Raw genomic sequence first — 25318 nt, 5'->3', positions numbered from 1 at the left:
CAGGCCCCCACCACAACGAATGGAACACGTGGCGACCCAGCCCCCTCCCCCGCAACCGCTCCTCAGCGACGCCCTGCAGACCCGCGCCGCCGCCTCCACCGTGGACCTCAACGGCACCCGGGTGGCGTACTGGACGTACGAACCCGAGCAGGAATCCCCGGACACCCGCACCATCCTGGTGATCCACGGCTTCCGCGGCGACCACCACGGCCTGCTCCGGGTGGCGGACCAGCTCCCCGAGATGCGCCTGGTCATGCCCGACCTGCCGGGCTTCGGTGTCTCCGGCGCCCTTGCCGCCGGTGCGCACAGCGTGGAGGGCTACGGGCGGTTCGTGGCCGACTTCATGGCCGCCCTGGGGCTGGGAACGGACACGGTGCTGCTGGGCCACTCGTTCGGCTCGATCATCACCAGCCACTTCGTCGCCCATCACCCGGACGCGGTGTCCGAACTGATCCTCATCAACCCGATCGCGGCGCCGGCCCTGGAGGGCCCGAAGGGACTGATGACCAAGGCCGCGGTGCTCTACTACGAGGCCGCGGCACGGCTCCCCCGCCGGCTGGGCAACGCCCTGCTGCGCAATCAGCTGATCGTGCGTGTGATGAGCGAGACCATGGCCAAGACCACGGACAAACGCCTGCGGCAGTTCGTGCACGCCCAGCACACCGCCTACTTCTCCGCCTTCGCGGACCGGGACAGCCTGCTGGAGGCCTTCAAGGCCTCGGTGGGAAACAACGTGGCTGAGGTCGCCGAGCGTCTGACGCTGCCGGTGCTGCTGATTGCCGGGGAGAAGGATGAGATCGCCGCCCTGCCGGACCAGCACAAACTGCTCCCCCGCCTTCCCGACGGCACCCTGGATGTCATCCCCGGCGTCGGACACCTGATCCACTACGAGACCCCCGAACCCGCCGCCGGTTTCATCCGCCGCTTCCTGAAGGACCACGCCGCGTGAAAATTCTCATCGACGCCCGCTTCACCCGGCTGGACCACCACGACGGCATCAGCCGCTACGGTTCCAGCCTGATCGCGGCCGCCGCCAAGGTGGCCGACGTGTCCATGCTGATCAGCGACACCCGCCAGCTCGCGCTGCTGCCGGACGTGCCCTACACGCTGATCAACAGCCCGCTGTCCCCGGCCGAGCTGTTCGTCGCCCGGAAGGTCAACACGCTGGGGGCCGACGTCGTCGTCTGCCCGATGCAGACCATGGGCAGCTGGGGGCGGAAGTACGCGCTAATTCTGACCCTCCACGACCTGATCTATTACGAGCACCCGGCTCCCCCCGGCTTCCTGCCGGCGCCCGTCCGGGTGCTGTGGAGGCTGTACCACAAGGCGTTCTGGCCGCAGCGGGTGCTGCTCAACCGAGCCGATGTCGTGGCCACCATCAGCGCTACCACTGAGGCGCTGATGGCCAAGTACCGGCTGACCAGGCGCCCGGTGCGGATCGTCGGGAACGCACCCCAGCCGGGGCTGACCCCTCGTGATCCCGGCGCCGGGGCCGAGAAGACGCTGCTGTACATGGGCTCGTTCATGCCCTACAAAAACGTTGAGACAATGGTCCGCGGCATGGCTGAGCTGCCGGAGATGACGCTCCACCTGCTGAGCCGGATTACGCCCGAGCGCCGTGCCGAGCTGGAGGCACTGGTGCCCGCGGGCGCCAACGTGGTGTTCCACAATGGGGTTACGGACGAGGAGTACGAAGCCCTCCTGGCCCGGACCACCGCGCTGGTAAGCCTGTCCAAGGCAGAGGGCTACGGGCTGCCGCTGGTCGAGGCGATGTCCCATGGGACGCCGGTGATCGCCAGCGACATCCCAATTTTCCGCGAGGTGGGTTCCGACGTGGTCAGCTACGTGGATCCATCCTCGCCGGCCGACTTCGCGGCCGCCGTCCGCGATCTGGAGGATCCGGCGCTGTGGAAGGACCGTTCCGTGCGGTCCGTGCACCGGGCCGCGGAGTTCAGCTGGGACGAATCGGCGCGCCGGCTCCTCGCCGCGGCCGAGGAAGCGGTGGCGCTGCGGGAGCAGGGCCGACGACGGCGGTAGGGCCTCGGATGGTGGCGTTGCCGGGCGCGGGCAGATCTAGCGGCGGATCGCTACGCGAAGTGACGGACCGCTTGCCAGGAACAGAGCCAATGCCGCGGCAGCGATCAGGCTGATAAGTCCGCTCGCGATGAGTCCTAGCATCAGCCCGGGAGGGGTGAAGCCTGCTTCATTCAGCCGGGTGAAGGCCAATCCATCGAGGACTACGAAGGCCAGCAGGCAGCCGATGACTCCGAAGACCCATCGGCGCGTCGACGCCTCTGCTTGCGGCGTGCGAGGAAGGTGGACGAGCCGCAACCCTCCCACGGCTACAGCCTGCCAGCAGGCGATGGCGCAAACACCCCAGACAAGGGCGGGGGCGGCGAGCGGAACTGCTTCCGGAAAGAGGGCAACGGCCCTCGCCACCGCCGCCGGCAAGAGCCATACCTGAACCAGCACCGACGCTCCGAATATTGCCGAGAGTCCGACTGTCACGGCCACCGTAGTGCCGGGACGCCGGCCGCCGTCGTCCAGTTCACTCGTCCGCATCGATGTCACCGCCCTTTGACCGCGCTTGCTTATCCGCATGTGCGCGGAACAGGTTCAGGTACTTGGCGGATTCCGGCGCTCCGGAGATGAACCCGAAGCTGTTTTTATCGTCATCCGAAGACGCGGGCGTCTCCACGGTCATGAGCAGGAGTTCCGAGGGGGTGGCGAGTCTCTTCGCACGGCCCGACGTCCTGTCGAAAGTGAGCGATCCAAAAAGACCCGGATCCTTGCTGTTTCGGAGCAGCAGGACTGAACCCTCGTCATGGTCCTCCACCGATACGGGATGATACTGATCGCGGGGACGGCCCCAAATGGGGAGGGACAGCGGGAACGCAAGCTTGACCTGGTCGGGGAATGTGCCCGGTATCCGGTCCGGGGTCAGTCGAAAGGCGTTGCCGTCCGCGATCAGCGAGAGCGTCGCGGGATCGAACGATTCGGTCCTACCGGATATCAGGTGCGTTGACGACCACTCGAAGCTGGCCGGAACTACTGCGACATCCCACTGCTGCACTTCGCCCCCGTACTGGCAGATTGACCGGGCCGTGAAGGGGCGTCCATCGCCTCCCGCCATTGCCAAGCCGATGGACATCGACAGATGTTCGCCGTCGCTGGGTGTCATGGCCCCATCCTTGCACGAGGGCGGCGAAACGGAGACGAGCGAACCGATCGAGCAGGAGCCTGCGCTTATGAGTCCAGCAGTCCCGTGGCAAAGAAAGCCCGGTGGTAGATCTCCCTCATGACCTTTTGTTTGCGTGCGTTGTACTGCATCGAATGCTCGCCCGAGGAAAAGGCCTCCGCTGCCGCTTGTTGTTTGGCTGCCGCGTAGAGATCACGTTCAACGGGATTGGCGCGCAGCCAGTCGCGGAAGATCCGGTGCTTCACCGTTTCTGGGCTGTCGTAACCGCAAACGTGCAGATGGCAGGCGGGCTCACCGTGCCGAAGTACTCGATGACCAAACCACCAAGGTTCCCGGATACGCAGCTCGAAACCCTCATCCAGGAGGGCCGGGACGTACGCCCGCTCATCATTGGGGTCCGCAACGACAAGATCGATGTCGATAATGGCCTTTGCCGGGAGCATTGGAACAGCGGTTGAACCGACGTGCTCCAGTTCCAGGACGCGCCAGCCCAGCGCTCGTCGGATTCGCGCCTCCAGGTGGCGGAACTGGTCGGGCCAGATCGCCTTCGACTCGACCACGTCGACGTCAGTCGATGGGCCGGCGCCGCCCACATATGGCGACTGTCCTTCGGGGACGGGTGGATCGTGGAAAGTAGCGATGTCATGGGTGGAGGGCATTCGGCCATTATTGCGCGGCCCCGTTTCCGCGGGATGGACCGAGACCGATCATGTTGTGCGTTTATCGGACCATGCGGGCATCGGTAATTTTCGGCGCGCCCGGATCACGCTGCTCCACGCCGTCGAACTCGAAGCCGTTGCGACGGTAGAAGGCCACCGCACGTGGATTGTCCTTTGCGACCCACAGCATGGTCGGAGCGTTTCCTGTGGTGGCGTCGAGCAGTGCCTGGCCGACCCCGGTGCCGTGGTGGGCCGCGGCCACATAGAGGCAGAACAACTGGCGGTCGCGGGGCAGTTCCTGGCCTTCGGGGCCGAAGCTGGGTCCGGTCATCGCGAAACCCAGGATCTGCTGTTGGTCGTCCTCGGCGATCCGGACGCATCGATCACCGCCGGCGTTTCCGAGAATGTGTTCCCACATCCGGTGGCGCCCCTGGACATGCCGTTCCGTAAAGAAGTCCTCAGGAAGCAGATGCGAGTACGTCTCCCGCCAGGTTTGAACGTGCAGTTCGGCGACGTCAGCCGCGTCGGAGAGGGCGGGTTGGCGCAGGGAGAACGACATCACCACATGATGCCAGAGCCGCTTTGCCACGATGCAACGCCCCAGACTGGCGGACCCGTGCTGACGTAGTATCAGTCTCACTCAAAACGTGTGGACTGCAGCGCGGTACTTCTGCCGGTCAGACCGAACGTCGCGACGACGGCCCCGAGGGCCAGAACCAGGCTGAGTCCCAGCACGATGAAATACTCCGGCGCCGGCCAGGTGAGCCGATACGAGTCATCGAGGTACGTGACCATCAGCCAGGCGACGACGAAGCCAAGAGTTACCGAGAGTAAGACAACGGTAAGGAGAGGGACGGCGGCTTCCCGGGCGATCACACGGCGCAGGACTGACGCCGGCATCCCCATCAACCTCATGAGCCCGAGTACCCTCCGCCGGTCCAGCATGGCTGAGGCCGTGGCGACTGCCAGCGAGATCCCGGCAATGACGATCGAAACGAACATACCGAGATAGGCGAGAGCTGCCAGGCCCTGAATCAGGCGTCCCGACGACCGCAGCGTAATATCCGACGGGGACTCTGCCGGCGCGGCCGTCACGCCGGAAGTGTTCAAGACTGTCCTGGCTCGGTCCACCGCTGCGGGCGTGCCGTCGGTGGCGATCACGACGCCGACAGGAACCAGGCCATCCAGCGTGCCGGCGGGTGCCGCGGTCAAGGTCAGGGGCTGCGCCGTCCACGAATACAAAAAGGACTGGTCCACGGCGACCGTGTCCACAGCCGGGATTTCTCTGAATCCGAGCGCCGCCGCGTCCCCCGCAGGAAAGTAGATCTCGCGGGCGGCGCCCCTCTCGGAGAGCGCCGCCGGCCCGTAGCCGATGACGGCACTCTTGATCCCGGAGGTTTCTTCGGCCCGCCGAACGGTTTCGACGACCTGGTCAGGCTTCGCTCCGGTGGCGATCGTGGCGCTGAGGCTGCTGGGCTGCATCAGGCCCGGTCTGGCCGGTGGCGTCTGGGGCGAGGCGACGACACTGGCGCCGCCGGCAAAGACCGAGACGACGAAGACGGCAACCACCAGACCCGACACCGAGCGGAAGGTCGCAACCGGGGTCCGTTGGATCCGGCCGGCGGCAATCACTCCGTCCGCGGTCCGCGCCCCCTTCAACGCCAGCCCGCTCACCAGCCGGGTCAGCCAGGGACCAATGGCGACGATGCCGGCCAGTACAAGGAAAAAGCCGAGGATGAGAAGCGGTGAGGACACCCGTATCAGAACCGCATCACCACTCCGGTCCGCGAGGATGGCCGCGGTCAGGGCGGCAAGACCGGCCGTGACAGGCACGGCCCGCCACACGGCGGGCCTTTTTTCATGCACCGCCCTTGTCACACCCAGGGGTCCAATCCCGGCACGAAGGGTGCGGTGCCCGGCAACGAAGGCGGAGGCCACAACGACAACGACAACGACGACGACTGCTGCCATCCAGCCGGTGCTTAGATCGCTGACGAACATTTTGCTGCCGTTGACGGGTATGAGCGCTGCGGCGGGCCGTAGCGCTACCGCCAATACCGTTCCCACAGCCGCCCCGATCAGACTCGGGACCGCGGTCTCAACCGCAGCGATCGTGGCAACGACGCGCGGAGACGCGCCGATGACGCGCAGGGTCGCGTAACGCTCCCTCCGTTGGGCGGCGCCGAGACCGGTAACGATGCTGATCAAGAGCAGCACGGGGAAGAGCACAGCCAGTGCGCCCACGCAGAGCACGGTGTTGTAAGCCGCTGCGCTCCCGCCGTAGGGATTCCTAGTGAAGTCCGAGATTAGGAAGGCCCTGCCGTTCTGGCGGAGTTCGGCTTCCGTCGCTCCCCTGACGACAACCAGGGAGTCCGGACCAGGAAGAGCAGAATCGTCAATGAACCCTGCGAACTTCCCGAAACGGCTGCCCAGCTCGTCGCCCGGTGTTATGTCGATGAGATGCTGCAGCGCCGGAGACGCAACGTAATCGCCCGGTTCCGGCGGCGTGCCCACACCCGGGATGCCAACAGTGGTGCCGGCGAGAGCAGCGACGTCTCTCCGCTCAATCAGGTGGTCCCGAAAGATTTCAGTCCCGTTGGGTTCAACAAGAACCGTGCCGACGGTCAGCTGCACCGGCACCGGTGGGGTGGGAGAGCTGGCGTCACCGCTTGGCCCGGCTACCGCGGACGGTTGGCCGGTCTCGCGCAGCCAGGCGCCCCGGTCGTCGCGCGCGGCCAAGCCGTTGGCGCCACTCCACAGTAGGAGGAGAAGGCATACCCCGACGGCGGTTCCGCCGACGATTCCGGCCAGCCGACCGAAGGAGGACCGGCTGCCGAGGATGGCCATCCTGAGCACTGCGTAGTTCATGCGATCACCCGATAGCCGGTGCCTACGACGCCGTCGCGCACCACCACCTCCCGGTCCGCATACGCAGCGGTGCGTGCGTCATGGGTGATGAGGACCACCGTGGTGCCGGCTTCCCGGACCAACTCAAGCATCAGCGTCAGCACGTTTTCGGAGGCTAGGGCATCCAGGGCCCCGGTTGGCTCATCGGCAAAGAGCACGGCCGGGGAGGTCACCAGCGCACGTGCGACGGCGACGCGCTGAGCCTGCCCTCCGGAAAGTTCCCCTGGCAGCTTGGCGCCCAGGCCCTGTAGACCGAGACGATCCAGGAGTTCCGTGGACTTGTGCAGGGCTTCCCTGCGTTTGGTACCGGAGAAGAGGAGGGGCAGGCTGACGTTGTCCGCCGCGGAGAGCTCCGGCAGCAACTGGCCGAACTGGAAGACGAAACCGAAATCCGTCAGCCGCAACCGTGAACGGTTTGATTCGCTCAGAGAACTGATGACCAGCGGCTGTCCGTCGGCGGGACGATAGGTCACCGTCCCGCCGTCGGGTGTCAACACCCCTGCGAGGCAGTGCAGGAGCGTGGACTTTCCGGATCCGGACGGACCCATGATCGCCAACACCTCGCCCGCTTTGATGTCCAGGTCGATCCCGCGCAGGGCCTCCGTTTGGCCGAAGGAGTGCCGCAGGCTTCGGGCACTGAGGATGGGATCCACATTCCTAAGGGTGCTCATGCGCTGTGAAGCTCCTTCTTGAGTCGGGTTAGGCGGGCGCCCGTGTGATCGATCCAGCGCAGGTCGGCCTCGATATGAAACAGGCCGTGGTCGCAGACCAGAACCTGCAAGAGGTCCGCATCCTGTTTCATGCGGGTCAGTTCGCGCATTCGGGACATGTGCTCCCGTCGCTGCACATCGAGCAATCGGTCGGCGTCGTCGTCGAGCAGCAAAGCAATGACGGTCTTGGCAAAGAGTTCACTCTGGAGCGACCCGGACGGTACATCCGGCGTGAAGAGCCACTCCCGAACCTTGTTTTGGCCTGCCAGGGTGATCTCATACTTTTTGCGGTCCGGACCGCCTCCGGTTTCTTCGCCGAGGGCCCGGATGAGCTCGTCCCTGACCATGCGGGCAAGCGTCGAATAGACCTGGCCGAAAGCAAGCGCCTTGCCGGAGCCGAAATAGCGGTCATAGGAGTGCTTGAGGTCGTATCCGTAGCTCGGCTCGAGACTCAGCAAGCCCAGCAAGGTCAGCGCATTGTTCACGTCTCAATCTATACACTGAGTGTATAGCGAGCTCAAGGACGTACGGAGGCCGTGTCGCGTCGGGGGCGGCCCATGAGATTGTGGCGCACACGTCCGGACCCTGCCGTCGATCAGGGACATCACAGCACCCCTCCCACCGATTTCCTACGACGGTGGCACCCGCACCGGCGTGAAACGAAACGGTCCGCCGCAGGTCGGACCGTAGGGGTGCTCGCCCGTCGACTCGCTCTCGATCTTCAGTTCCTTCGCGCCACCGACGCCGGAGGAATCGACGGCCCTCACATCGATGGAAGTCACGGCCGTCCCGGGCGCCAGGTACGGCGCGGACTGAGGCACCAGCCACCGTCCGTCCGCACTCCGGCTGACCGGGGCCGGAGTGCAGCCACTCCCGAAGCAGGCCGCGACGGACGCGGGCTCCTGCGGAAACGTCAGTTCCACGTCCCCGGTGTAGACGTAACCAATCGCCGGGCAAGCGGTTTTAGACCCTCCACGGACAAACACCACGACGGCGACGACGACGGCCAACGTTCCCAGCACGATGAGCAAGATCCCCCGGGTCCTCATGCGGTGAGCCTACTGCCTCCATCGATCGACCGGCGTGACGCGGCCTACGGCGGGTTCATGGGATAGGTTTCATTCATCCGGGCAGGCGCCCGTGCATGGAGGGGGACCATTGCGCACATCAAAAGAGGAGCCGGTGAGCGGCCATGTATCCGGCCGCGACGTTGGCGTGACGCGCCCGGCAGCGACCTACAGGTCTGCCTCGGCCCGGCCCGTGGCCGCCGGTGTGTGGGTCTGCGCGACGACGGCGCTTACCTGGTTGGTTGCCGCCGGCGACCTTCACACCGTCAGCCGTGCCGCCCCCTGGCTGGCACTGGCGTCCTGGTTTGTCTATGTCTCGCTGTGGCGCCCGTGCCTGCGCGTCGACACCACGGGGTTCGAAGTGATCAACGGTGTACGCGATCACCGGATACCGTTCACGGCAGTGACCGACATCGAAGTCAGGTTCACCACGGTCATCTACGCGGCCGGCAGGAAGTATGTGAGCTGGGGTGCCCCGACGCCGCCGTCGGCGTTCGGTGCGGGCTTCGGCCGGGAGGTCGAACTGAAGAGCCGCCCCTTCACTGTGCTCCCCAGCAACGAACGGCTCAGCCAGCCGGAGGCCCGGACCGGACGGGATGACATCGTCGCGGCGTGGCAGCTGGCCCGGTCCGCGCACGGCACCGCCCAATACGGGTCTGCCGCCTCAACGTGGAGTGTTCCCGTCATCGTGGCCGGGCTGCTCTCCATGGGCGCGGTCATCGCCTCAGCGTTCCTCTGAGAACAGCAGCCGAGCCGTCTGCCTAAAGGGGTCGCTGTTCGCGGCGCTTCCGTTCCGCAAAACCCGAGATCACCTGTGCGTCGTCGGCGTGGTAGGTCCTCCAAGCGCTGCCGACGTCAACCCACAGGGCGGGTTGGTCCGCCTCCGGAACGAGGCGGGCCGTCCCAGGGCTGGCAATCGACCAGTAGGAGAGGTTCAGCGTCGGCGGCCAGTCGTCCCGGTAGGACCGGACAGCAGCGAAGGCCGGGACCGCGGCGACCTCCAGGACGAGCCCGGTCTCCTCGGCCAGCTCCCGTACGGCGCCCTCACGGGAGGTCTCCCCCGGTTCCACCTTCCCGCCTGGCGGTACCAGCCCTCGCCAGGGATGATCCACCACGAGGATGCTCAGGTAGTCGGGCGAAAAGCCCACACGTCTGCCGCCAGGGGGTGCTGCTCCGCCATCCACACGCTTCGGAACCAACGCTCCGCCCCGTCCTCACCTTCTCGGCCGCGGCAAGGCCACGCAGCGCCGCGGCAACGGCGTCCGGGCCATGGATCGGCGCCATCTACAGCACGTCCACGCCGTCGAGCCGGACCTGCACCGGGTCGTCACTTCGCTTGGCCGCGGCGGCCGCCTTCACGGCCCGCAGCGCCTTAGTCACTTCGGCTGCCTGGGCGTACGGAATGAACAGCAGCGTCCGGACGTCTTCGCCGCGGGACGCGCCGGGGGACGCGCCGGGGGACGCGCTGCCGGCCTGGACACCCAGCCCACCGGCACCCGGAATCCCCGCACCCGGCACGCCCGGCGCCGGAAACCCGGAGCCGGGAAGCGGCGCCGGTCCGGCGGTCCGCAGCGTGATGCCCCGCGACGCGAGGCCGGCCTCGACGGCGGAGGTGAAATGCCCGACCGCCGTCCTTGGGCCGGTCAGGGACGCGACCCGCACCGCCGGGGGCAGCGAAAGTTCCTGCCGGAGTCCGAGTTCCCGGCCGGCATAACCGGCGGGATCCCAACGCAGCAGCGCACCCACGCCCGCGGCGTCGTCGGCGGTGATCACCACCAGGCCGCCATCGGCGGCGGGCCGGACCAGGGCGGCGGCATTGAACCAGCGGCGCACGGCGTCCTCGCCCGCCCTGAGGTTCTCGCGGCGCAGCAGGGAATCTCCGTCCAGCAGTAGCGCGGCGGCGTATCCGCCCGCCGCCACGGGCTCGGCTCCCACGGTGGCGACCACGAGGGCCTTGGTGTCCGGGACGGTGGCCAGGACCCGGTCACCGGACGAGTTCAGCACGGGTTTGCCGGGGAAAGCGCGACCCAGTTCCTCCGCGGTCCGGAGCGCCCCGGTGGCGCCCCGGCGGAGCTGAGTGCCGTTGCAGGTGGCACACCGCCAATGACCCGCCGCGGTGGAGCACCAGCGGCAGACCGGGACGGCGCCGCTGCCGGCGGGTCCGTTGATGGCCAGCGGGCCGTTGCAGGCGGTGCAGCGGGCCGGTTCGCGGCAGCGCTCACACGCCAGCGACGGCGCGTACCCGGCGCGGGCCACCTGCACCAGTACCGGTCCGCGTTCCAGGCCCTCCTTCGCCGCACGCCATGCCGCGCCGGGGAGACGGGCGATCCGGGCCAGCGGGTCGCGCTCCTGCTCAAAGCTGTCCGCGGTATTCACCACACGCGGCACGGTCCGGCGCACCACAGTGCGGTCCGCTTCGACAGGAAGTGCCCAGCCGGACTCCACCAGCCGCTGGGTCTCGGTGCTGCGGGCGTGCCCGGCGAGCAGGCAGGCCGCTCCTTCGTGCACCGCCCGCAGCAGGAGCACCTCACGGGCATGGGCGTACGGCGCCCGTTGTTCGATGTGCAGGTCGTCCCCGTCGTCCCAGCAGACCACCAGTCCGAGGCGGTGCACCGGGGCGTAGGCGGCGGACCGCGTCCCGACCACGACGCCTGCCGCCCCGCTGAGCGCCCGCAGGAAGTTCCGGTAGCGCGGGGTGGGCCCGTCGTCGGCGGTCAGCCGCGCCACGTCCGCGGCGGGCAGCAGCTCCAGGAGCGCCGCCTCCACCCGGTCCAGGTCCCGGTAGTCGGGAACGACGACGACGGCGCCCCGGCCCGAGCGGCGCACGGCCGCGACGGCTTCGGCGATCAAGCGGGGCCACGCCGCGGGGCCGAAGCCCTGGAGGGCCGAGAGCACCGCGCGGGGCGACTCCCCCGCGCCCAGATGCTGAAGGAACGCGCCGCCGTTGCGGTAGGCGGCCCAGCCCGAGGGCGGCGGAACAGCCGCCGGGGCCGCCTTGTCCGGCTGGGGGTCCGCGGTCCCGTCGTCCCCCGGTTCGGGTTCGGTAAACACGGACGGGTCCAGGTCACCGCCGGGGGCGAATTCCTTCTCCAGCCTCGCCATCCGCGGCGGCACGGCAACGCGCAGGACGTCACTGACGGTGCCGGCGTAGCGGGCCGCGACGCGCTCCGCCAGCGCGGCCACCCCGGGAGTCAGCACGGGCACCGGGGAAACCACCTTGTGCAGCGGCACCAGCGCATGCCCGGCGTCGGAGGCGGCTACGCGTTCCAGCAGGAAGCCGCCAAGCTCCTGCCCGCCAAACTTGACCTTCACCCGAACGCCGGGCCGGGCCGCCGCGTCCAGGTCGGCGGGCACGCTGTAGTCAAAGGGCCGGTCCAGGTGCGGCAGGAAGCTCTCCAACTGCACCCGTGCCACGGGAAGTTCGGCGGCCAGGGCGGGACCCGCCGCGGTGGCGGAGGCCGGGAAGCCCTGCAGGAGGGAGAGCTGAAAGGGTTCTTCCGGCGCGGCGGCGCGGCGTGACTCGCTCACGGGTCTCTCCTTTCCCAGGTGCTTCGGGCCGGCACAACGGCATTCAGAAGGCTGCGGGCCCGGCCGAAAGGGCGGGTTAAAGCATGTAGCCAGGCCGCCGGTTGGCGGCCTGGCTACAGCACATCACAGAGCACTGACAATGTGGAATCAGGCGTTGAAGAAGGCCTTCAGCGCGTCCACGCGGTCCAGCCGCTCCCAGGTGAAGTCCGGTTCGTCGCGGCCGAAGTGGCCGTGCGCGGCGGTCTTGGCGTAGATCGGGCGCTTGAGGTCGAGGGCGTCGATGATGGCGCGCGGGCGCAGGTCGAAGATCTCGGAGATCGCCTCGCTGATGCGCGCCGGGTCCACGGTCTCGGTGCCGAAGGTTTCGACGTAGGTGCCCACGGGGCGGGCCTGGCCGATGGCGTAGGCGATCTGGATCTCGGCGCGTCGGGCCAGGCCGGCGGCCACCACGTTCTTGGCAACCCAGCGCATGGCGTAGGCCGCGGAGCGGTCCACCTTCGACGGATCCTTGCCGGAGAAGGCACCGCCGCCGTGGCGGGCCATGCCGCCGTAGGTGTCGACGATGATCTTGCGGCCGGTCAGGCCGGCGTCGCCCACCGGGCCGCCGATCACGAAGGCGCCGGCGGGGTTGAGGATGTTGCGCGAGCGGGAGGTGTCCAGGTTGGACATGGCCATCACCGGGTTCACCACCTGCTCGGCGAGGTCGGCCCGGAGCTGGTCAAGGCTGGCGCCCTCGGCGTGCTGGCTGGAGATCACGACGGTCTCGAGCGAGACCGGACGGTCGCCGTCGTAGCCCACGGTGACCTGGGTCTTGCCGTCGGGGCGCAGGTAGTCCAGCTGGCCGGACTTGCGGACCTCGGTGAGGCGCTCGGAGAGCCGGTGCGCCAGCCAGATCGGGACCGGCATGTAGGAGGGGGTCTCGTCGCTGGCGTAGCCGAACATGAGGCCCTGGTCGCCGGCGCCCTGGAGGTCATAGTCGTCCTCCTGGCGGCCTTCGCGGGCCTCGATGGAGTTGAAGACGCCGCCGGCGATGTCGTTGGACTGCTGGCCGATGGAAACCGAAACGCCGCAGCGGGCGCCGTCGAAGCCGTTGGCGGAGGAGTCGTAGCCGATGCCCAGGATCGTCTCGCGGACGATCTGCGGGATCTCGACGTACGCGTCGGTGGTCACCTCGCCGGCGACGTGGACCAAGCCGGTGGTGGCGAGGGTTTCGACGGCGACCCGGGACTCAGGGTCCTTGGCCAGCAGGGCGTCGAGGATGGCATCGCTGATCTGGTCACAGATCTTGTCCGGGTGTCCCTCCGTCACGGACTCGGAGGTGAAGAGCCGGAGCGAGGCGGGCGTGGACCCGTGGAAGTCTGGGATGTGCAGCGGTAAAGTCACTCAACTACCTTACTGGTTGGGAACGGGCATACGGCGGCGCGTGACCTCCGGTGAGGGAGACCTTGCTAACGCCGGGTGTCAGGCGGGCGGTTGCACCCGGCTCAGCTCGGCGCTGACGCGGTCGATCACGGCGGCAGCGACATCGGACTTGCTGCCCGACGCCTCTTGGGGTTCGGAGCCGGAGCGGGCAAGGATGACTACGGAATTGGTGTCCTGGCCGAAGACCTCGTCGCGGCCCACGTGGTTGACCACCAGGAGGTCGCAGCCCTTGCGCCGCAGCTTGGCCTCGGCGTACTCAAGGACCCCGCCGTCGGCGTCGCCGGTCTCGGCGGCGAAGCCCACGATCAGCTGGTTGCGGGATGCGGTGTCGCGGACCTCCACCAGTTCCTTGAGGATGTCCGGGTTGCGGACCAGGGTGATGACCGGGTCGGCGGCGTCATCGCGTTTCTTGATCTTGGTCCCGGAGGTTTCGGCCGGTCGGAAGTCGGCGACGGCGGCGGCCATGATGATGACGTCCGACTCGGCGGAGGCGCGCAGGGCGGCCTGCCGGAGTTCCAGCGCGGTTTCCACGCGGACGACGTCGACCCCCTCGGGCGCGGGGACGTCCATGTGCGCGGCGAGCAACCGGACCTTCGCGCCGGCGTCGCGGGCGGCGGCGGCGAGAGCCACGCCCTGCTTCCCGGAGGAGCGGTTGCCGAGGAAGCGGACCGGGTCCAGTGGTTCACGGGTACCGCCGGCACTGATGGTGACCCTGGTGCCGGCCAGCGGGCCGGGGCGGGAAGACGCCGAACCGGAAGGAGCAGGGCCGGCCGGGTTGGGGGCCGCAGCACGCTCCGGGGCGTCGGGGATGCCGGAGGATTCGACCAGCGCCATAGCGGCGGCGAAGATGGCGGCGGGTTCGGGCAGCCGGCCGGGTCCGGAGTCTTCGCCGGTGAGGCGACCCGAGTCGGGCTCGAGAACGGTGATGCCGCGGGAGCGCAGGGTCTCGACGTTCGCCTGCGTGGCCTGGTGGCGCCACATCTCGGTGTGCATGGCGGGGGCCATCAGGACCGGCCCGCCGGCCATCAGCAGCGTGTTGGTGAGCAGGTCGTTGGCCTGCCCCGTGGCCGCGCGGGCCAGCAGGTCCGCCGTCGCCGGCGCCACCACGATCAGTTCCGCCTCGTGGCCGAGCCGGACGTGGTTGACGGTGTGCACGTCGTCGAAGACGCTGTTGCTCACCGGGTGCCCGGAGAGGGCCTCCCAGGTGGCAACCCCCACGAACCGGGTGGAGGCGTCGGTGGGGATGACGGTGACGTCATGACCGGCTTCAGTAAAAAGCCGGAGGAGCGATGCCGCCTTGTAGGCGGCAATCCCTCCCCCGACTCCGAGGACTATGCGCACGTGACCTCCGTCAGGCAGCAGAGCAATTACTCTGCGGCGGCCTCGATCGGCGTGGAAACGAGCTTGCCTTCGTTGATCTCGCGCAGGGCGATGGACAGCGACTTCTCGTTCAGCTTGGTGTCGACCAGCGGGCCGACGTACTCGAAAAGGCCCTCGTGCAGCTGAGCGTAGTAGGCGTTGATCTGGCGGGCACGCTTGGCACCGAAGATCACCAGGCCGTACTTCGAGTCGGCTGCCTTCAGCAGTTCGTCGATCGGCGGGTTGATGATGCCTTCAAGGTTCGTGGACACGAATTCTCCAAATTCTTACGGGCCGATACGTCCCGCGGCCGAGGTTACGGGTTCGGGGTCAGCCCCATGAGTGAAACAAGCTCGTCAGCTGCACGGCGAACGTCGTCGTTGACCACGGTGTGGTCAAACTCCGGTTCAGCAGCAAGTTCTAGTTTAGCGGTTTCCAGCCTTTGCTGCTGTTCTTCCGCGGATTCCGTGCCGCGGCCCACCAGGCGGCGGACCATTTCGTCCCAGCTCGGCGGGGCCAGGAACACGAACTGAGCGTCCGGGACGGCCTGCTTGACCTGGCGCGCGCCCTGCAGGTCGATCTCCAGGAGGACGGAGCGTCCCTCGGCGATGGCGGCGTCGACGGTGGAGCGGAGGGTGCCGTAGCGGTTGCGGCCGTGCACCACGGCCCATTCCAGCAGTTCGCCCTTCGCCACCAGTTCGTCGAACTCGTCGGCGGTCTTGAAGAAGTAGTGCACGCCGTCCTGCTCGCCCGGCCGCGGTTCGCGGGTGGTGGCGGAGACCGAGAGCCAGACGCCCGGGTAGTTGTCCCGGATGTAGGTGGACACGGTGCCTTTGCCGACGGCGGTCGGTCCGGCGAGGACTGTCAGTCCGGGTTTCTTGCTCACATATTCCTTTAGCGGTGCTTTATTTCGAACGGGGCTGCTTCTCGTCTATAAAATCTACCAGCGCGGCGCGTTGGTGGATTCCCAGCCCCCGCACCCGGCGGGAGGCCGCGATGCCGAGCCGCTCCATGATCGACGCGGCACGGACCTGGCCGATGCCGGGCAGGGCCTCGAGCAGTTCCACCACCCGCATGCGGGCCACCGCCTCGTCCCTTTCCGCGGCGCCGAGCAGTTCGGTGATGGACAGCCGGCCCGACTTCAGCCGCTCCTTGGCCTCGGCCCGGGTGACCCGGGCGGCGGCAGCCTTGCGCAGGGCATCGGCACGCTCCTGCGGCGTGAGGGGTCGCAAACTCACTGGGGTCCTCCCTGCGTAGCTGTTCCCGAACCTACCCTTTGGCAGCGTCGGAACGCAATGGAGGACCCCGGCCTCACCGCCCCCTGAAGCCGCGCGGGAGCGGTTCAGCCCCGTGTCAGGCGGTCCGCAGCCCGTCGAGGGTGCGCTGGGCCGCGGCCCGCAGGCCGGCGCTGTCCGGACCCGCGGCCAGGATGTCCCGGCTCGAGGTGCCGAGGACCTGGCCGTAGGCGGCCCCGAAGGTCCGCTTGAGGTCGGCGGGAGTGGCACCCTGGGCGCCCAGGCCGGGGGCCAGGATGGGGCCGCGGACGGCCTCCAGGTCCAGGCCGAGGTCGGACAGGGCCGAGCCGACGGTGGCGCCGACGACGAGGCCCACGGAGCCCATGCCGCCGTCGTAGCGCCGGTTCTCCCCGGCCGCGGCGGTGACGATCCGCCGGGCCACGGAGTCCGCCCCGCCCACATGCTGCACGGAGGCGCCCTCCGGGTTGGAGGTCAGAGCCAGGACGAAGACACCCCTCCCGGCCTGGGCCGCGAGGTCCATGGCCGGGCGCAGCGATTCGAAGCCCAGGTAGGGGCTGAGGGTGACGGAGTCGGCGGCCAGGGCCGAGCCGTCCCGCAGCCACGCGTCGGCGTAGGCGGCCATGGTGGAGCCGATGTCGCCGCGCTTGGCGTCGGCGATGCTGAGCACTCCCCCGGCGGTGCACTCGGCGAGGGTGCGTTCCAGCACGGCCATGCCGGCGGAGCCGTGCCGTTCGTAGAGCGCCACCTGCGGCTTCACCGCGGCGGCGAGCGGACCCACGGCCTCGAGCACTGTGAGCGAGAAGCGTTCGACGCCGGCGGCGTCGTCGTTCAGGCCCCAGGCGCTCAGCAGCGCCGGGTGGGGGTCAATACCGACGCAGAGCGGGCCGCGCACGGCCATGGCCCGGCCCAGCCGGGAGCCGAAGGACTCCCGGCCGGCCGTGGTGTCCGTGCCCTGCTCAGGCATGCTGCGCCGCGGTCCGGGCGGCTTCCTGCGATTCGGCGAGGGCCGCGGCGTGCTCCTGCAGGCTGGTGACGGACCATTCGTAGGTCCGCATCGCCTCGATGGCCTGCACCGCGGCGTTGAACTCGGCCACGGTCGTGATGCAGGGGATGCCGATGGACGTCGCGGCGGCGCGGATCTCGTAGCCGTCGCTGCGGGCCTCGCCACCGGAGGGGGTGTTGAAGACCATGTCGATCTCGCCCGCGACGATCAGGTCCGCGATGGTCCCTTCACCCTCGGCGCTGCTGCCCTCGGCTACCTTGCGGACCGGGGTGGCCTGCAGGCCGTTGCGGCGCAGCACGTCGGCGGTGCCACCGGTGGAGACGATCTCGAAGCCGAGGTCGGAGAGGCGCTTGACCGCCATAATGACGGCGCGCTTGTCCCGGTTGGCGACGGAGACGAACACCTTGCCCTCGGTGGGAAGGGCGTTGTTGGCCCCGGCCTGGCTCTTGGCGAAGGCGGTGTCGAAGTGCTTGTCGATGCCCATGACCTCGCCGGTGGAGCGCATTTCCGGGCCGAGCAGGGAGTCGACCACCTTGCCCTCGGGGGTCCGGAACCGGCTGAACGGCAGCACGGCTTCCTTGACGGCGACGGGGGCGTCCAGCGGAAGGGTGGACCCGTCACCGGACTCCGGCAGCATCTTATAGGCGCTGCGGAGCTGGTTGATGGTGACTCCGGCGCCGATCAGCGCCGCGGCCTTGGCCATCTGCACACCGGTGGCCTTGGAGACGAACGGCACGGTGCGGGACGCGCGCGGGTTCGCCTCGAGCACGTAGAGCACGTCGGAGGCGAGGGCGAACTGGATGTTGATCAGGCCGCGGACGCCCACGCCCTCGGCGATGGCCCGGGTGGCGGTGCGGACCCGGTCGATCACGTTGTTGCCCAGGGTGATCGGGGGTAGCACGCAGGCGGAGTCGCCGGAGTGGATGCCGGCCTCTTCGATGTGCTCCATGATGCCGCCGAGGTACAGGTCCTTGCCGTCGAAGAGGGCGTCGACGTCGATCTCGACGGCGTCCTCAAGGAACCGGTCGATCAGCACCGGGTGGTCCGGGGTGATCTCGGTGGCGTTGGCGATGTAGCGGGAGAGGTTGGCCTCGTCGTAGACGATCTCCATGCCGCGGCCGCCCAGGACGTATGACGGGCGGACCAGGACCGGGTAGCCGATTTCGTCGGCGATCTTCTTGGCGTCCTCGAAGGACACGGCGGTGCCGTTCTTCGGGGCGATCAGGCCGGCCTCGTCGAGGACGCGGGAGAAGGCGCCGCGGTGCTCGGCCAGGTCGATCGCCTCCGGGGAGGTGCCGAGGATCGGCACGCCGGCGTCGGCAAGCTGCTGGGCGAGCTTGAGCGGGGTCTGGCCGCCGAGCTGGACGAAGACGCCCATGACGCCGCCGGTGCGTTCCTCGGCCGCGATGACTTCGAGGACGTCCTCGAGGGTCAGCGGTTCGAAGTAGAGCCGGGTGGAGATGTCGTAGTCGGTGGACACGGTCTCCGGGTTGCAGTTGACCATGACGGTCTCGTAGCCGGCCTTGCGCAGCGCCATCGAGGCGTGGACGCAGGAGTAGTCGAATTCGATGCCCTGGCCGATCCGGTTCGGACCGGAGCCGAGGATGATGATGGAGGGCTTGGCGTGCAGCGCAACCTCGTCTTCCTCGTCGTAGGAGGAGTAGTGGTACGGGGTGTACGCGGCGAACTCGGCGGCGCAGGTGTCCACGGTCTTGTAGACCGGGCGGATGTCCAGGGCCTGCCGGACGCCGCGGACCACGGCCTCCGGGTTGTGCGTCAGGGCGCCGATCTGGGCGTCGGAGAAGCCGTGCCGCTTGGCGCGCTGCAGCATCTCCTTGGTCAAGGCGGTGGACTGGCGGATCTCGAGGGAGATCTCGTTGAGCAGCTGCAGCTGGTCCAGGTACCACGGGTCGATCTTGGTGGCCTCGAAGAGCTGCTCCACCGTGGCGCCGCCCAGCAGGGCGCGCTGGACCTGGTGCAGGCGGTCGGTGGTGGGGCGCTTGGCCTTCTCGACCAGTTCCGCAACCTCCCACTCCGGGACCGGGGTGAAGTCCAGCTGCGAACCCTTCTGCTCCAGGGAGCGGAGGGCCTTCTGCAGGGCCTCGGTGAAGTTGCGGCCCATCGCCATGGCCTCGCCCACGGATTTCATGGTGGTGGTCAGGGTGGGGTCCGCGGCCGGGAACTTCTCGAACGCGAAGCGCGGGACCTTGACGACGACGTAGTCCAGGGTCGGCTCGAAGGACGCTGGGGTCTTCTGCGTGATGTCGTTCGGGATCTCGTCCAGGGTGTAGCCGAGCGAGAGCTTGGTGGCGATCTTGGCGATCGCGAAGCCGGTGGCCTTGGAGGCCAGGGCCGAGGAGCGGGAGACGCGCGGGTTCATCTCGATCACGACGACGCGGCCGGTGTCGGGTTCGACGGCGAACTGGATGTTGCAGCCGCCGGTGTCGACGCCGACCTCGCGGATGACGGCGATCGCGATGTCGCGCAGCCGCTGGTACTCGCGGTCGGTCAGGGTCAGGGCCGGGGCGACGGTGATGGAGTCGCCGGTGTGGACGCCCACCGGGTCGAAGTTCTCGATCGAGCAGACCACCACGACGTTGTCGTTCTTGTCGCGCATCATCTCGAGCTCGTACTCCTTCCAGCCGAGGATGCTCTCTTCGAGGAGCACCTCGGTGGTGGGGCTGTACTGCAGGCCCTGGCCGACGATGCGGCGCAGGTCACCCTCGTCGTAGGCGAGGCCGGAGCCGAGGCCGCCCATGGTGAAGGAGGGCCGGACCACCATCGGGTAGCCCAGGTCTTCGGCGGCCGTGAGGGCCTCATCGATGGTGTGGATGATGTGGCTGCGGGCCGATTCGGCGCCGCAGCGCTCCACGACGCCCTTGAACTTTTCCCGGTCTTCGCCGAGTTCGATCGCGGCGATGTTGGCGCCGATCAGTTCGACGTTGTACTTCTCCAGGACGCCGTTCTTGTCCAGGGCGATGGCGGTGTTCAGCGCGGTCTGGCCGCCCAGGGTGGGCAGGACGGCGTCGGGGCGTTCCTTGGCGATGATTTTCTCGACCACCTCGGGGGTGATCGGTTCGATGTAGGTGGCGTCGGCGAACTCCGGGTCGGTCATGATGGTGGCCGGGTTGGAGTTGACGAGGATGACGCGCAGGCCTTCGTCCTTGAGGACGCGCAGTGCCTGGGTGCCGGAGTAATCGAATTCGGCCGCCTGGCCGATCACGATCGGGCCGGAACCGATGACCAGGACGCTCTTCAGGTCAGTTCTCTTGGGCATTACTTCTTGTCCTCAGTCTTGGAGTCGGTGGAGGTCGTGGTGCCGGCGTTCGCGGCCGCGGTCTTCGTGCTCTCCATCAGGTCGATGAAGCGGTCGAAGAGGTAGGCGGCGTCGTGCGGGCCGGAGGCCGCCTCGGGGTGGTACTGGACCGAGAAGGCGGGGATGTCCAGGCAGTTCAGGCCCTCGACGACGTCGTCGTTGAGGCTGACGTGGCTGACCTGGACGCGGCCGAAGCGCTCCTCGGGGGCCACCGAGTCGCCCGCCAGCGGGGCGTCGACGGCGAAGCCGTGGTTCTGCGAGGTGATCTCGACCTTGCCGGTGGCGCGGTCCATGACCGGCTGGTTGATCCCGCGGTGGCCGTAGCGCAGCTTGTAAGTACCGAAGCCGAGCGCACGGCCGAGGATCTGGTTGCCGAAGCAGATGCCGAAGTAGGGCAGCTTGGCGTCCAGCACGGAGCGGAGCAGGCCCACCTGGGTGTCGGCGGTGGCGGGGTCGCCGGGGCCGTTGGACATGAAGACGCCGTCGGGGTTGACGGCCTTGACGTCCTCCAGGGTGGCGGTGGCCGGCAGGACATGGACCCGGACGCCGCGCTCGGCGAACCGGATGGGGGTCATGCGCTTGATGCCAAGGTCGATCGCGGCGATGCTGAACCGCGGCTCGCCCTCCCAGCCCCAGTCGGCGGGCTCGACCGTGTACGCCTCGTCGACGCTGACCTCTTCGGCCAGGCGGGAGCCTTCCATGGGGGCGCTGGCGAGGACGGCGTCGACCAGTTCCTTGTCCGTGGCGCGGGCGGCGTCGCCGGAGAAGATGCCGGCGCGCATGGTCTTGTGTTCGCGCAGGTGGCGGGTGATGGCGCGGGTGTCCACCCCCTGGATGCCGACGACGCCCTGCTCGGTGAGCTCCTCGTCCAGGCTCCGCTCGGAGCGCCAGTTGGAGGGGCGGCGGGCGGCGTCGCGGACGACGTAGCCGGCCACCCAGATGCGGCGGGACTCGGCGTCGTCCTTGTTGACGCCGGTGTTTCCGATGTGCGGCGCGGTCTGCACCACGAGCTGGCGGGCGTAGGAGGGGTCCGTGATGGTCTCCTGGTAGCCGGTCATGCCGGTGGCGAAGACGGCCTCGCCGAGGGCGGTGCCGGTGGCGCCGTAGCTGCGGCCGCGGAAAATGCGGCCGTCCTCGAGGACCAGCACGGCGGGCTCCGGCGCGGTGGGCACGCTGGCGGCGGTCCCGGACTCGGACTTGTCTTGCTCTGTTGCGATCACTGGTTGCGTCACGTCGTTACTTTCCACTTTCGGCTTCTGCCTGGGGGGCAGCGGAGATCAAATCATTGAGAACGGTCAGGAGGGCGGTCTTGTCCTCGGCGCGGCGGCTGCGGAATCCGGTGTCCAGCTCGCGGGTCCCGAGCATCCAGCTCAGGACCAGGAGCCCGTCCTGTTCCACGAACTTGCCGGCCATGCCGCTTTCCTGGCGGACGCCGGTGAGGCATTCCAGGGGGATGAAGAGCGGACCCGCGCCGGCGCGGTCGAACAGGACGCCGTCGCGGTGCACGGAGAGGCCGGCGTTGGTGCGCAGGCCGAGCCCATGGACGGCGATCCGGTCCAGCCAGTCCCCCGCGGTGGTGGTGGCCACGTACTGGCCCTCGGCCTCGGCCAGGGCCGGGCCAAGTGCGTCGGGGGCCTCGGGCAGCGCCGGGATGTCCGCCTGGCGTCGGAGCCGGTTGCGCCAGCCCAGCCCGATCAGCAGCAGCGCCACGGCCACGAGGACCAAAACCAGGAGCAGCGAGAGTTCCTTGACCATCAGGGGCGCCCCGCCGTGTCCGCGGCGTCCCAGCGGTAGGGGGTGTTCAGCGCGCCGTCGAGGACGGTCGGGTGGCCGTGCAGGAAGGTGGCCATCACCTTGCCCGGGAGTTCCCGGCCGGCGAATGGAGAGTTGCGGCCCATGGTTGCCATCTTAGAAGGGTCAACGCTCCAGCGCGCAGCCGCGTCCACCAGGATGACGTTCGCGGGTTCCCCGGCTTCCAGCGGCCGGCCCTGGTCTTCCACCCGGCCGATCGCGGCGGGGGTGGTGGAGGTCACGCGGGCGAAGTCGGCCCAGTCCATCAGGCCGGTTTCGATCATGGTGTGCTGGACGACGGAGAGGGCCGTCTCCAGCCCGGTCATGCCCATGGCCGCCTGCGCCCACTCGCACTCCTTATGCTCGCTGGGGTGCGGGGCGTGGTCGGTGCCAACCACGTCGATGGTGCCGTCGGCGAGGGCGGCGCGCAGGGCCTGGACGTCCTCGTCGGTGCGCAGCGGCGGGTTGACCTTGTAGACGGGGTCATAGCTGCGGACCAGTTCGTCGGTGAGCCAGAGGTGGTGCGGGGTGACCTCGGCGGTGACGTTGATGCCGCGGGACTTGGCCCAGCGGATGATCTCGACCGAGCCGGCGGTGGAGACGTGGCAGACGTGCAGGCGGGAGCCGACGTGCTGGGCCAACAGGACGTCGCGGGCGATGATGCTTTCCTCAGCCACGGCGGGCCAGCCGGCGAGGCCGAGGACGGCGGAGACGGCGCCCTCGTTCATCTGGGCCCCGGCGGTGAGCCGGGGTTCCTGCGCGTGCTGGGCGACGACGCCGTCGAAGGCCTTGACGTATTCGAGGGCGCGGCGCATCAGGACCGGGTCGCTGACGCAGATGCCGTCGTCGGAGAAGACCCTGACCCGGGCGCGGGAGTCGGCCATGGCGCCGAGTTCGGCGAGCTGCTCGCCGGCCAGGCCGACGGTGACGGCACCGACCGGGCGGACGTCGGCCCAGCCGGCGGTGCGGCCGAGGCTGAAGACCTGTTCGACGACGCCGGCGGTGTCCGCGACGGGGTTGCTGTTGGCCATGGCGTGGACGGCGGTGTAACCGCCCAGGGCGGCGGCGCGGGTGCCGGTTTCGACCGTTTCGGCGTCCTCGCGGCCGGGTTCGCGCAGGTGGGTGTGGATGTCCACCATGCCCGGCAGTGCGACGAGGCCGTGCGCATCAATCACGGTGACGCCGTCGTCGTTGGCGAGGTCGGTGCCGCGGGCGGCGATGACGCCGTCGCGGATCAGCAGGTCTTCGGCCGGGCCGCCGAGGATCGAGGCGCCACGGATGAGGTAGCTGCCGGTCTGGTGCTGCGGTGCCATCAGTGGTTCTCCTTGGCGTGGGTGGGGGCTGGCTCGCGGGTGTCGCCGGAGAGCAGCAGGTACAGGGCGGCCATCCGGACGGACACGCCGTTCCGGACCTGGGCCAGGACGGTGGAGCGCGGCGAATCGGCGGCGGCGGAGGAGATCTCCAGGCCGCGGTTCATCGGGCCGGGGTGCATGATGATGGTGTCCTTCAGGCCCAGGGTGTCCAGGGCGCGGAGGCGGTTGTCATCGAAGCCCCACCGGCGGGAGTACTCCCGGGTGGTGGGGAAGAACGAGGCGTTCATCCGCTCCCCTTGGACCCGGAGCATCATCATCGCGTCGACGCCGCCGGCGAGGGTCTGGTCCAGGTCGTAGCTGACGGTGCAGGGCCAGTGTTCGACGCCGATGGGCAGCAGCGTGGGCGGCGCGACGAGAGTGACCTCTGCGCCGAGGGTGCGCAGCAGCCAGACGTTGGAGCGGGCCACCCGGGAGTGCAGGACGTCGCCGGCGATCGCGACGCGCATCCCGGTCAGGTCCGCCCCGGTGGAAGGGACGCCGGCGAGCTTCGACCAGTGCCGGCGCATGGTGAAGGCGTCCAGCAGGGCCTGGGTGGGGTGTTCGTGGGTGCCGTCGCCGGCGTTGATGACGCCGGCGTCGATCCAGTCCGTGGCGGCGAGCCGGTGCGGGGCGCCGGAGGCCCAGTGCCGGATGACGACGGCGTCCGCGCCCATCGCGGCGAGGGTCTGGGCGGTGTCCTTGAGGGATTCGCCCTTGGAAACGGAGGAGCCCTTGGCGGCGAAGTTGATCACGTCCGCGGAGAGCCGCTTGGCGGCGGCCTCGAAGGAGATCCGGGTGCGGGTGGAGTCCTCGAAGAAGAGGTTGACCACGGTGCGGCCGCGGAGGGCGGGGAGTTTCTTGACCTCGCGGTCGCCGACCGCGGACATTTCCTCCGCGGTGTCGAGGATGCGGATCGCGTCTGCGCGGCTGAGGTCCCCGGTGGAAAGCAGGTGCCTCATGCGGTGGCCTCGACGGCTGCCTCGATGACGACCTCGTTGACGGGGCGGCCGTCCGCGCTGTCGGTTTCCTCGAGCCGGACCCGGACCTTCTCGGCGGAGGAGGTCGGCAGGTTCTTGCCGACGTGGTCGGCGCGGATCGGCAGTTCGCGGTGGCCCCGGTCGATCAGGACGGCCAGGCGGACGATCCTCGGCCGGCCCAGGTCCACGAGGGCGTCGAGGGCGGCGCGGATAGTGCGTCCGGAGTAGAGGACGTCGTCGATGAGGACCACGACCTTGTTGTCGATGCCGGTGCGTGGGAGCTGCGTGGGGTAAGGGGGCCGCGTGGGCTGGTGCGAGAGGTCGTCACGGAACATAGTGACGTCGAGTTGGCCGACGATGGCGGCGGGATCCACGGAGGGATCGGCGGCGGCGATTTTCGCGGCGAGCCGGACGGCCAGCGGATAGCCGCGGCGCGGGATGCCCAGCAGGACCAGGTCCTGGGAGCCCTTGTTGGACTCGAGAATTTCGTGGGCTATACGAGTGAGTGCCCGGTCGATGTCGGCCTGGCTGAGCACGACGCGGCTCAGCTGAACCGTCGCCGGTACCGGTGATTCCGGAACAGAAGTCATCGCTCGTCTCCCCTTTCCCCGCCTCACGGGACGGAATTAAAAAAGGAACATTTGCTCTTTCAAATTACCACACGGGCCCCGCCCGTTCGGGCCTCCGGGACGCGGTGTGCATCACACGGGCGAGAACAGCCGCAGTGACGCAAAAGGGCCGGTGCCCGCCGTGATGGCGGGCACCGGCCCGG

The 25318-nt window shown here is 68.7% G+C and carries 25 protein-coding genes; 3 read left to right on the top strand and 22 right to left on the bottom strand.

Features of this window, described 5'->3' with window-relative positions; translation table 11 throughout:
* Positions 1-19 precede the first annotated feature (19 nt).
* Together ACFUCU_RS02340 and ACFUCU_RS02335 are read left to right on the top strand one after the other, a co-directional pair.
* Positions 20-949 carry an alpha/beta fold hydrolase gene (locus ACFUCU_RS02340; RefSeq protein WP_377970415.1) on the top strand — a complete coding sequence of 310 codons (930 nt, stop codon included), beginning with the start codon at positions 20-22 and terminating at the stop codon, positions 947-949.
* A complete protein-coding gene (locus ACFUCU_RS02335; protein WP_377970413.1) occupies positions 946-2037 on the top strand; it encodes a glycosyltransferase family 4 protein in 1092 nt (363 codons plus the stop codon). Before ACFUCU_RS02340 ends, ACFUCU_RS02335 begins: the two co-directional genes overlap by 4 nt.
* 36 nt (positions 2038-2073) lie before the next feature.
* Here ACFUCU_RS02335 and ACFUCU_RS02330 read toward each other — a convergent pair whose 3' ends face one another.
* From ACFUCU_RS02330 to ACFUCU_RS02295, 8 genes are all read right to left on the bottom strand, one after another.
* Positions 2074-2508, bottom strand: coding sequence for a DUF2975 domain-containing protein (locus ACFUCU_RS02330; RefSeq protein ID WP_290257762.1), 435 nt, complete (start codon positions 2506-2508; stop codon positions 2074-2076).
* Positions 2509-2548: 40 nt separating this feature from the next.
* The gene (locus tag ACFUCU_RS02325; protein ID WP_377970411.1) at positions 2549-3181 is read right to left on the bottom strand and encodes a hypothetical protein; all 633 of its coding nucleotides are present in this window, start codon (positions 3179-3181) and stop codon (positions 2549-2551) included.
* A gap of 65 nt (positions 3182-3246) precedes the next feature.
* Positions 3247-3858 carry a GrpB family protein gene (locus tag ACFUCU_RS02320; protein WP_377970409.1) on the bottom strand — a complete coding sequence of 204 codons (612 nt, stop codon included), beginning with the start codon at positions 3856-3858 and terminating at the stop codon, positions 3247-3249.
* Positions 3859-3919: 61 nt separating this feature from the next.
* Positions 3920-4447, bottom strand: coding sequence for a GNAT family N-acetyltransferase (locus ACFUCU_RS02315; protein WP_377970407.1), 528 nt, complete (start codon positions 4445-4447; stop codon positions 3920-3922).
* Positions 4448-4494: 47 nt separating this feature from the next.
* Positions 4495-6726 (bottom strand): FtsX-like permease family protein, encoded by a 2232-nt coding sequence (locus ACFUCU_RS02310; protein ID WP_377970405.1) that lies wholly within the window; start codon positions 6724-6726, stop codon positions 4495-4497.
* Positions 6723-7436: an ABC transporter ATP-binding protein gene (locus ACFUCU_RS02305; protein WP_377970403.1), complete on the bottom strand. Its 714-nt coding sequence runs from the start codon at positions 7434-7436 to the stop codon at positions 6723-6725. Before ACFUCU_RS02305 ends, ACFUCU_RS02310 begins: the two co-directional genes overlap by 4 nt.
* Complete coding sequence (locus ACFUCU_RS02300) at positions 7433-7960, bottom strand: PadR family transcriptional regulator (protein ID WP_377970401.1); 528 nt, start codon at positions 7958-7960, stop codon at positions 7433-7435. Before ACFUCU_RS02300 ends, ACFUCU_RS02305 begins: the two co-directional genes overlap by 4 nt.
* Before the next feature lie 144 nt (positions 7961-8104).
* Complete coding sequence (locus ACFUCU_RS02295) at positions 8105-8524, bottom strand: hypothetical protein (protein ID WP_377970399.1); 420 nt, start codon at positions 8522-8524, stop codon at positions 8105-8107.
* 133 nt (positions 8525-8657) lie between these two features.
* Between ACFUCU_RS02295 and ACFUCU_RS02290 the strand changes: the two genes are divergently transcribed.
* Positions 8658-9281, top strand: coding sequence for a hypothetical protein (locus ACFUCU_RS02290; protein ID WP_377970397.1), 624 nt, complete (start codon positions 8658-8660; stop codon positions 9279-9281).
* 22 nt (positions 9282-9303) lie between these two features.
* On the opposite strand, the gene ACFUCU_RS02285 is transcribed toward ACFUCU_RS02290, so the two are convergent.
* The 14 genes from ACFUCU_RS02285 to pyrR form a co-directional block, all read right to left on the bottom strand.
* Positions 9304-9690, bottom strand: a complete 387-nt coding sequence (locus tag ACFUCU_RS02285; RefSeq protein ID WP_377970396.1) for an NUDIX domain-containing protein — start codon at positions 9688-9690, stop codon at positions 9304-9306.
* Positions 9691-9826: 136 nt separating this feature from the next.
* Positions 9827-12070 (bottom strand): primosomal protein N', encoded by a 2244-nt coding sequence (locus tag ACFUCU_RS02280; RefSeq protein WP_377970394.1) that lies wholly within the window; start codon positions 12068-12070, stop codon positions 9827-9829.
* Positions 12071-12217: 147 nt separating this feature from the next.
* Positions 12218-13453: a methionine adenosyltransferase gene (metK, locus tag ACFUCU_RS02275; RefSeq protein WP_290257755.1), complete on the bottom strand. Its 1236-nt coding sequence runs from the start codon at positions 13451-13453 to the stop codon at positions 12218-12220.
* A 78-nt stretch (positions 13454-13531) separates the two neighbouring features.
* Positions 13532-14833 (bottom strand): bifunctional phosphopantothenoylcysteine decarboxylase/phosphopantothenate synthase, encoded by a 1302-nt coding sequence (locus ACFUCU_RS02270; RefSeq protein ID WP_377970392.1) that lies wholly within the window; start codon positions 14831-14833, stop codon positions 13532-13534.
* 26 nt (positions 14834-14859) lie between these two features.
* Complete coding sequence (rpoZ, locus tag ACFUCU_RS02265) at positions 14860-15123, bottom strand: DNA-directed RNA polymerase subunit omega (protein ID WP_138769242.1); 264 nt, start codon at positions 15121-15123, stop codon at positions 14860-14862.
* Between the two features lie 44 nt (positions 15124-15167).
* Positions 15168-15737, bottom strand: a complete 570-nt coding sequence (gmk, locus tag ACFUCU_RS02260; protein WP_290257752.1) for a guanylate kinase — start codon at positions 15735-15737, stop codon at positions 15168-15170.
* 19 nt (positions 15738-15756) lie between these two features.
* Positions 15757-16089 (bottom strand): integration host factor, actinobacterial type, encoded by a 333-nt coding sequence (gene mihF / locus ACFUCU_RS02255; RefSeq protein ID WP_377970389.1) that lies wholly within the window; start codon positions 16087-16089, stop codon positions 15757-15759.
* A 115-nt stretch (positions 16090-16204) separates the two neighbouring features.
* The gene (pyrF, locus tag ACFUCU_RS02250; protein ID WP_377970387.1) at positions 16205-17071 is read right to left on the bottom strand and encodes an orotidine-5'-phosphate decarboxylase; all 867 of its coding nucleotides are present in this window, start codon (positions 17069-17071) and stop codon (positions 16205-16207) included.
* A complete protein-coding gene (carB, locus tag ACFUCU_RS02245) occupies positions 17064-20387 on the bottom strand; it encodes a carbamoyl-phosphate synthase large subunit (RefSeq protein ID WP_364135519.1) in 3324 nt (1107 codons plus the stop codon). The genes pyrF and carB overlap by 8 nt, the downstream gene beginning before the upstream one ends.
* Entirely contained in the window at positions 20387-21646 is a 1260-nt protein-coding gene (gene carA, locus ACFUCU_RS02240) for a glutamine-hydrolyzing carbamoyl-phosphate synthase small subunit (protein ID WP_377970790.1), read from the bottom strand. The genes carB and carA overlap by 1 nt, the downstream gene beginning before the upstream one ends.
* 16 nt (positions 21647-21662) lie before the next feature.
* Positions 21663-22181, bottom strand: coding sequence for a hypothetical protein (locus ACFUCU_RS02235; protein WP_377970385.1), 519 nt, complete (start codon positions 22179-22181; stop codon positions 21663-21665).
* On the bottom strand, positions 22181-23530 hold the full coding sequence (locus ACFUCU_RS02230; protein WP_364135513.1) for a dihydroorotase: 1350 nt from the start codon (positions 23528-23530) through the stop codon (positions 22181-22183). The genes ACFUCU_RS02235 and ACFUCU_RS02230 overlap by 1 nt, the downstream gene beginning before the upstream one ends.
* Entirely contained in the window at positions 23530-24528 is a 999-nt protein-coding gene (locus tag ACFUCU_RS02225; RefSeq protein ID WP_377970383.1) for an aspartate carbamoyltransferase catalytic subunit, read from the bottom strand. The genes ACFUCU_RS02230 and ACFUCU_RS02225 overlap by 1 nt, the downstream gene beginning before the upstream one ends.
* Complete coding sequence (gene pyrR, locus ACFUCU_RS02220) at positions 24525-25136, bottom strand: bifunctional pyr operon transcriptional regulator/uracil phosphoribosyltransferase PyrR (RefSeq protein WP_364135507.1); 612 nt, start codon at positions 25134-25136, stop codon at positions 24525-24527. The genes ACFUCU_RS02225 and pyrR overlap by 4 nt, the downstream gene beginning before the upstream one ends.
* Positions 25137-25318 lie beyond the last annotated feature (182 nt).

Origin of the sequence: Arthrobacter sp. NPDC057259 (assembly GCF_042668995.1) — a bacterium.
Classification (GTDB): Bacteria; Actinomycetota; Actinomycetes; order Actinomycetales; family Micrococcaceae; genus Arthrobacter.
Note: the sequence above shows the minus strand (reverse complement) of the source record. Positions and strands in the feature narration are given on the sequence as shown.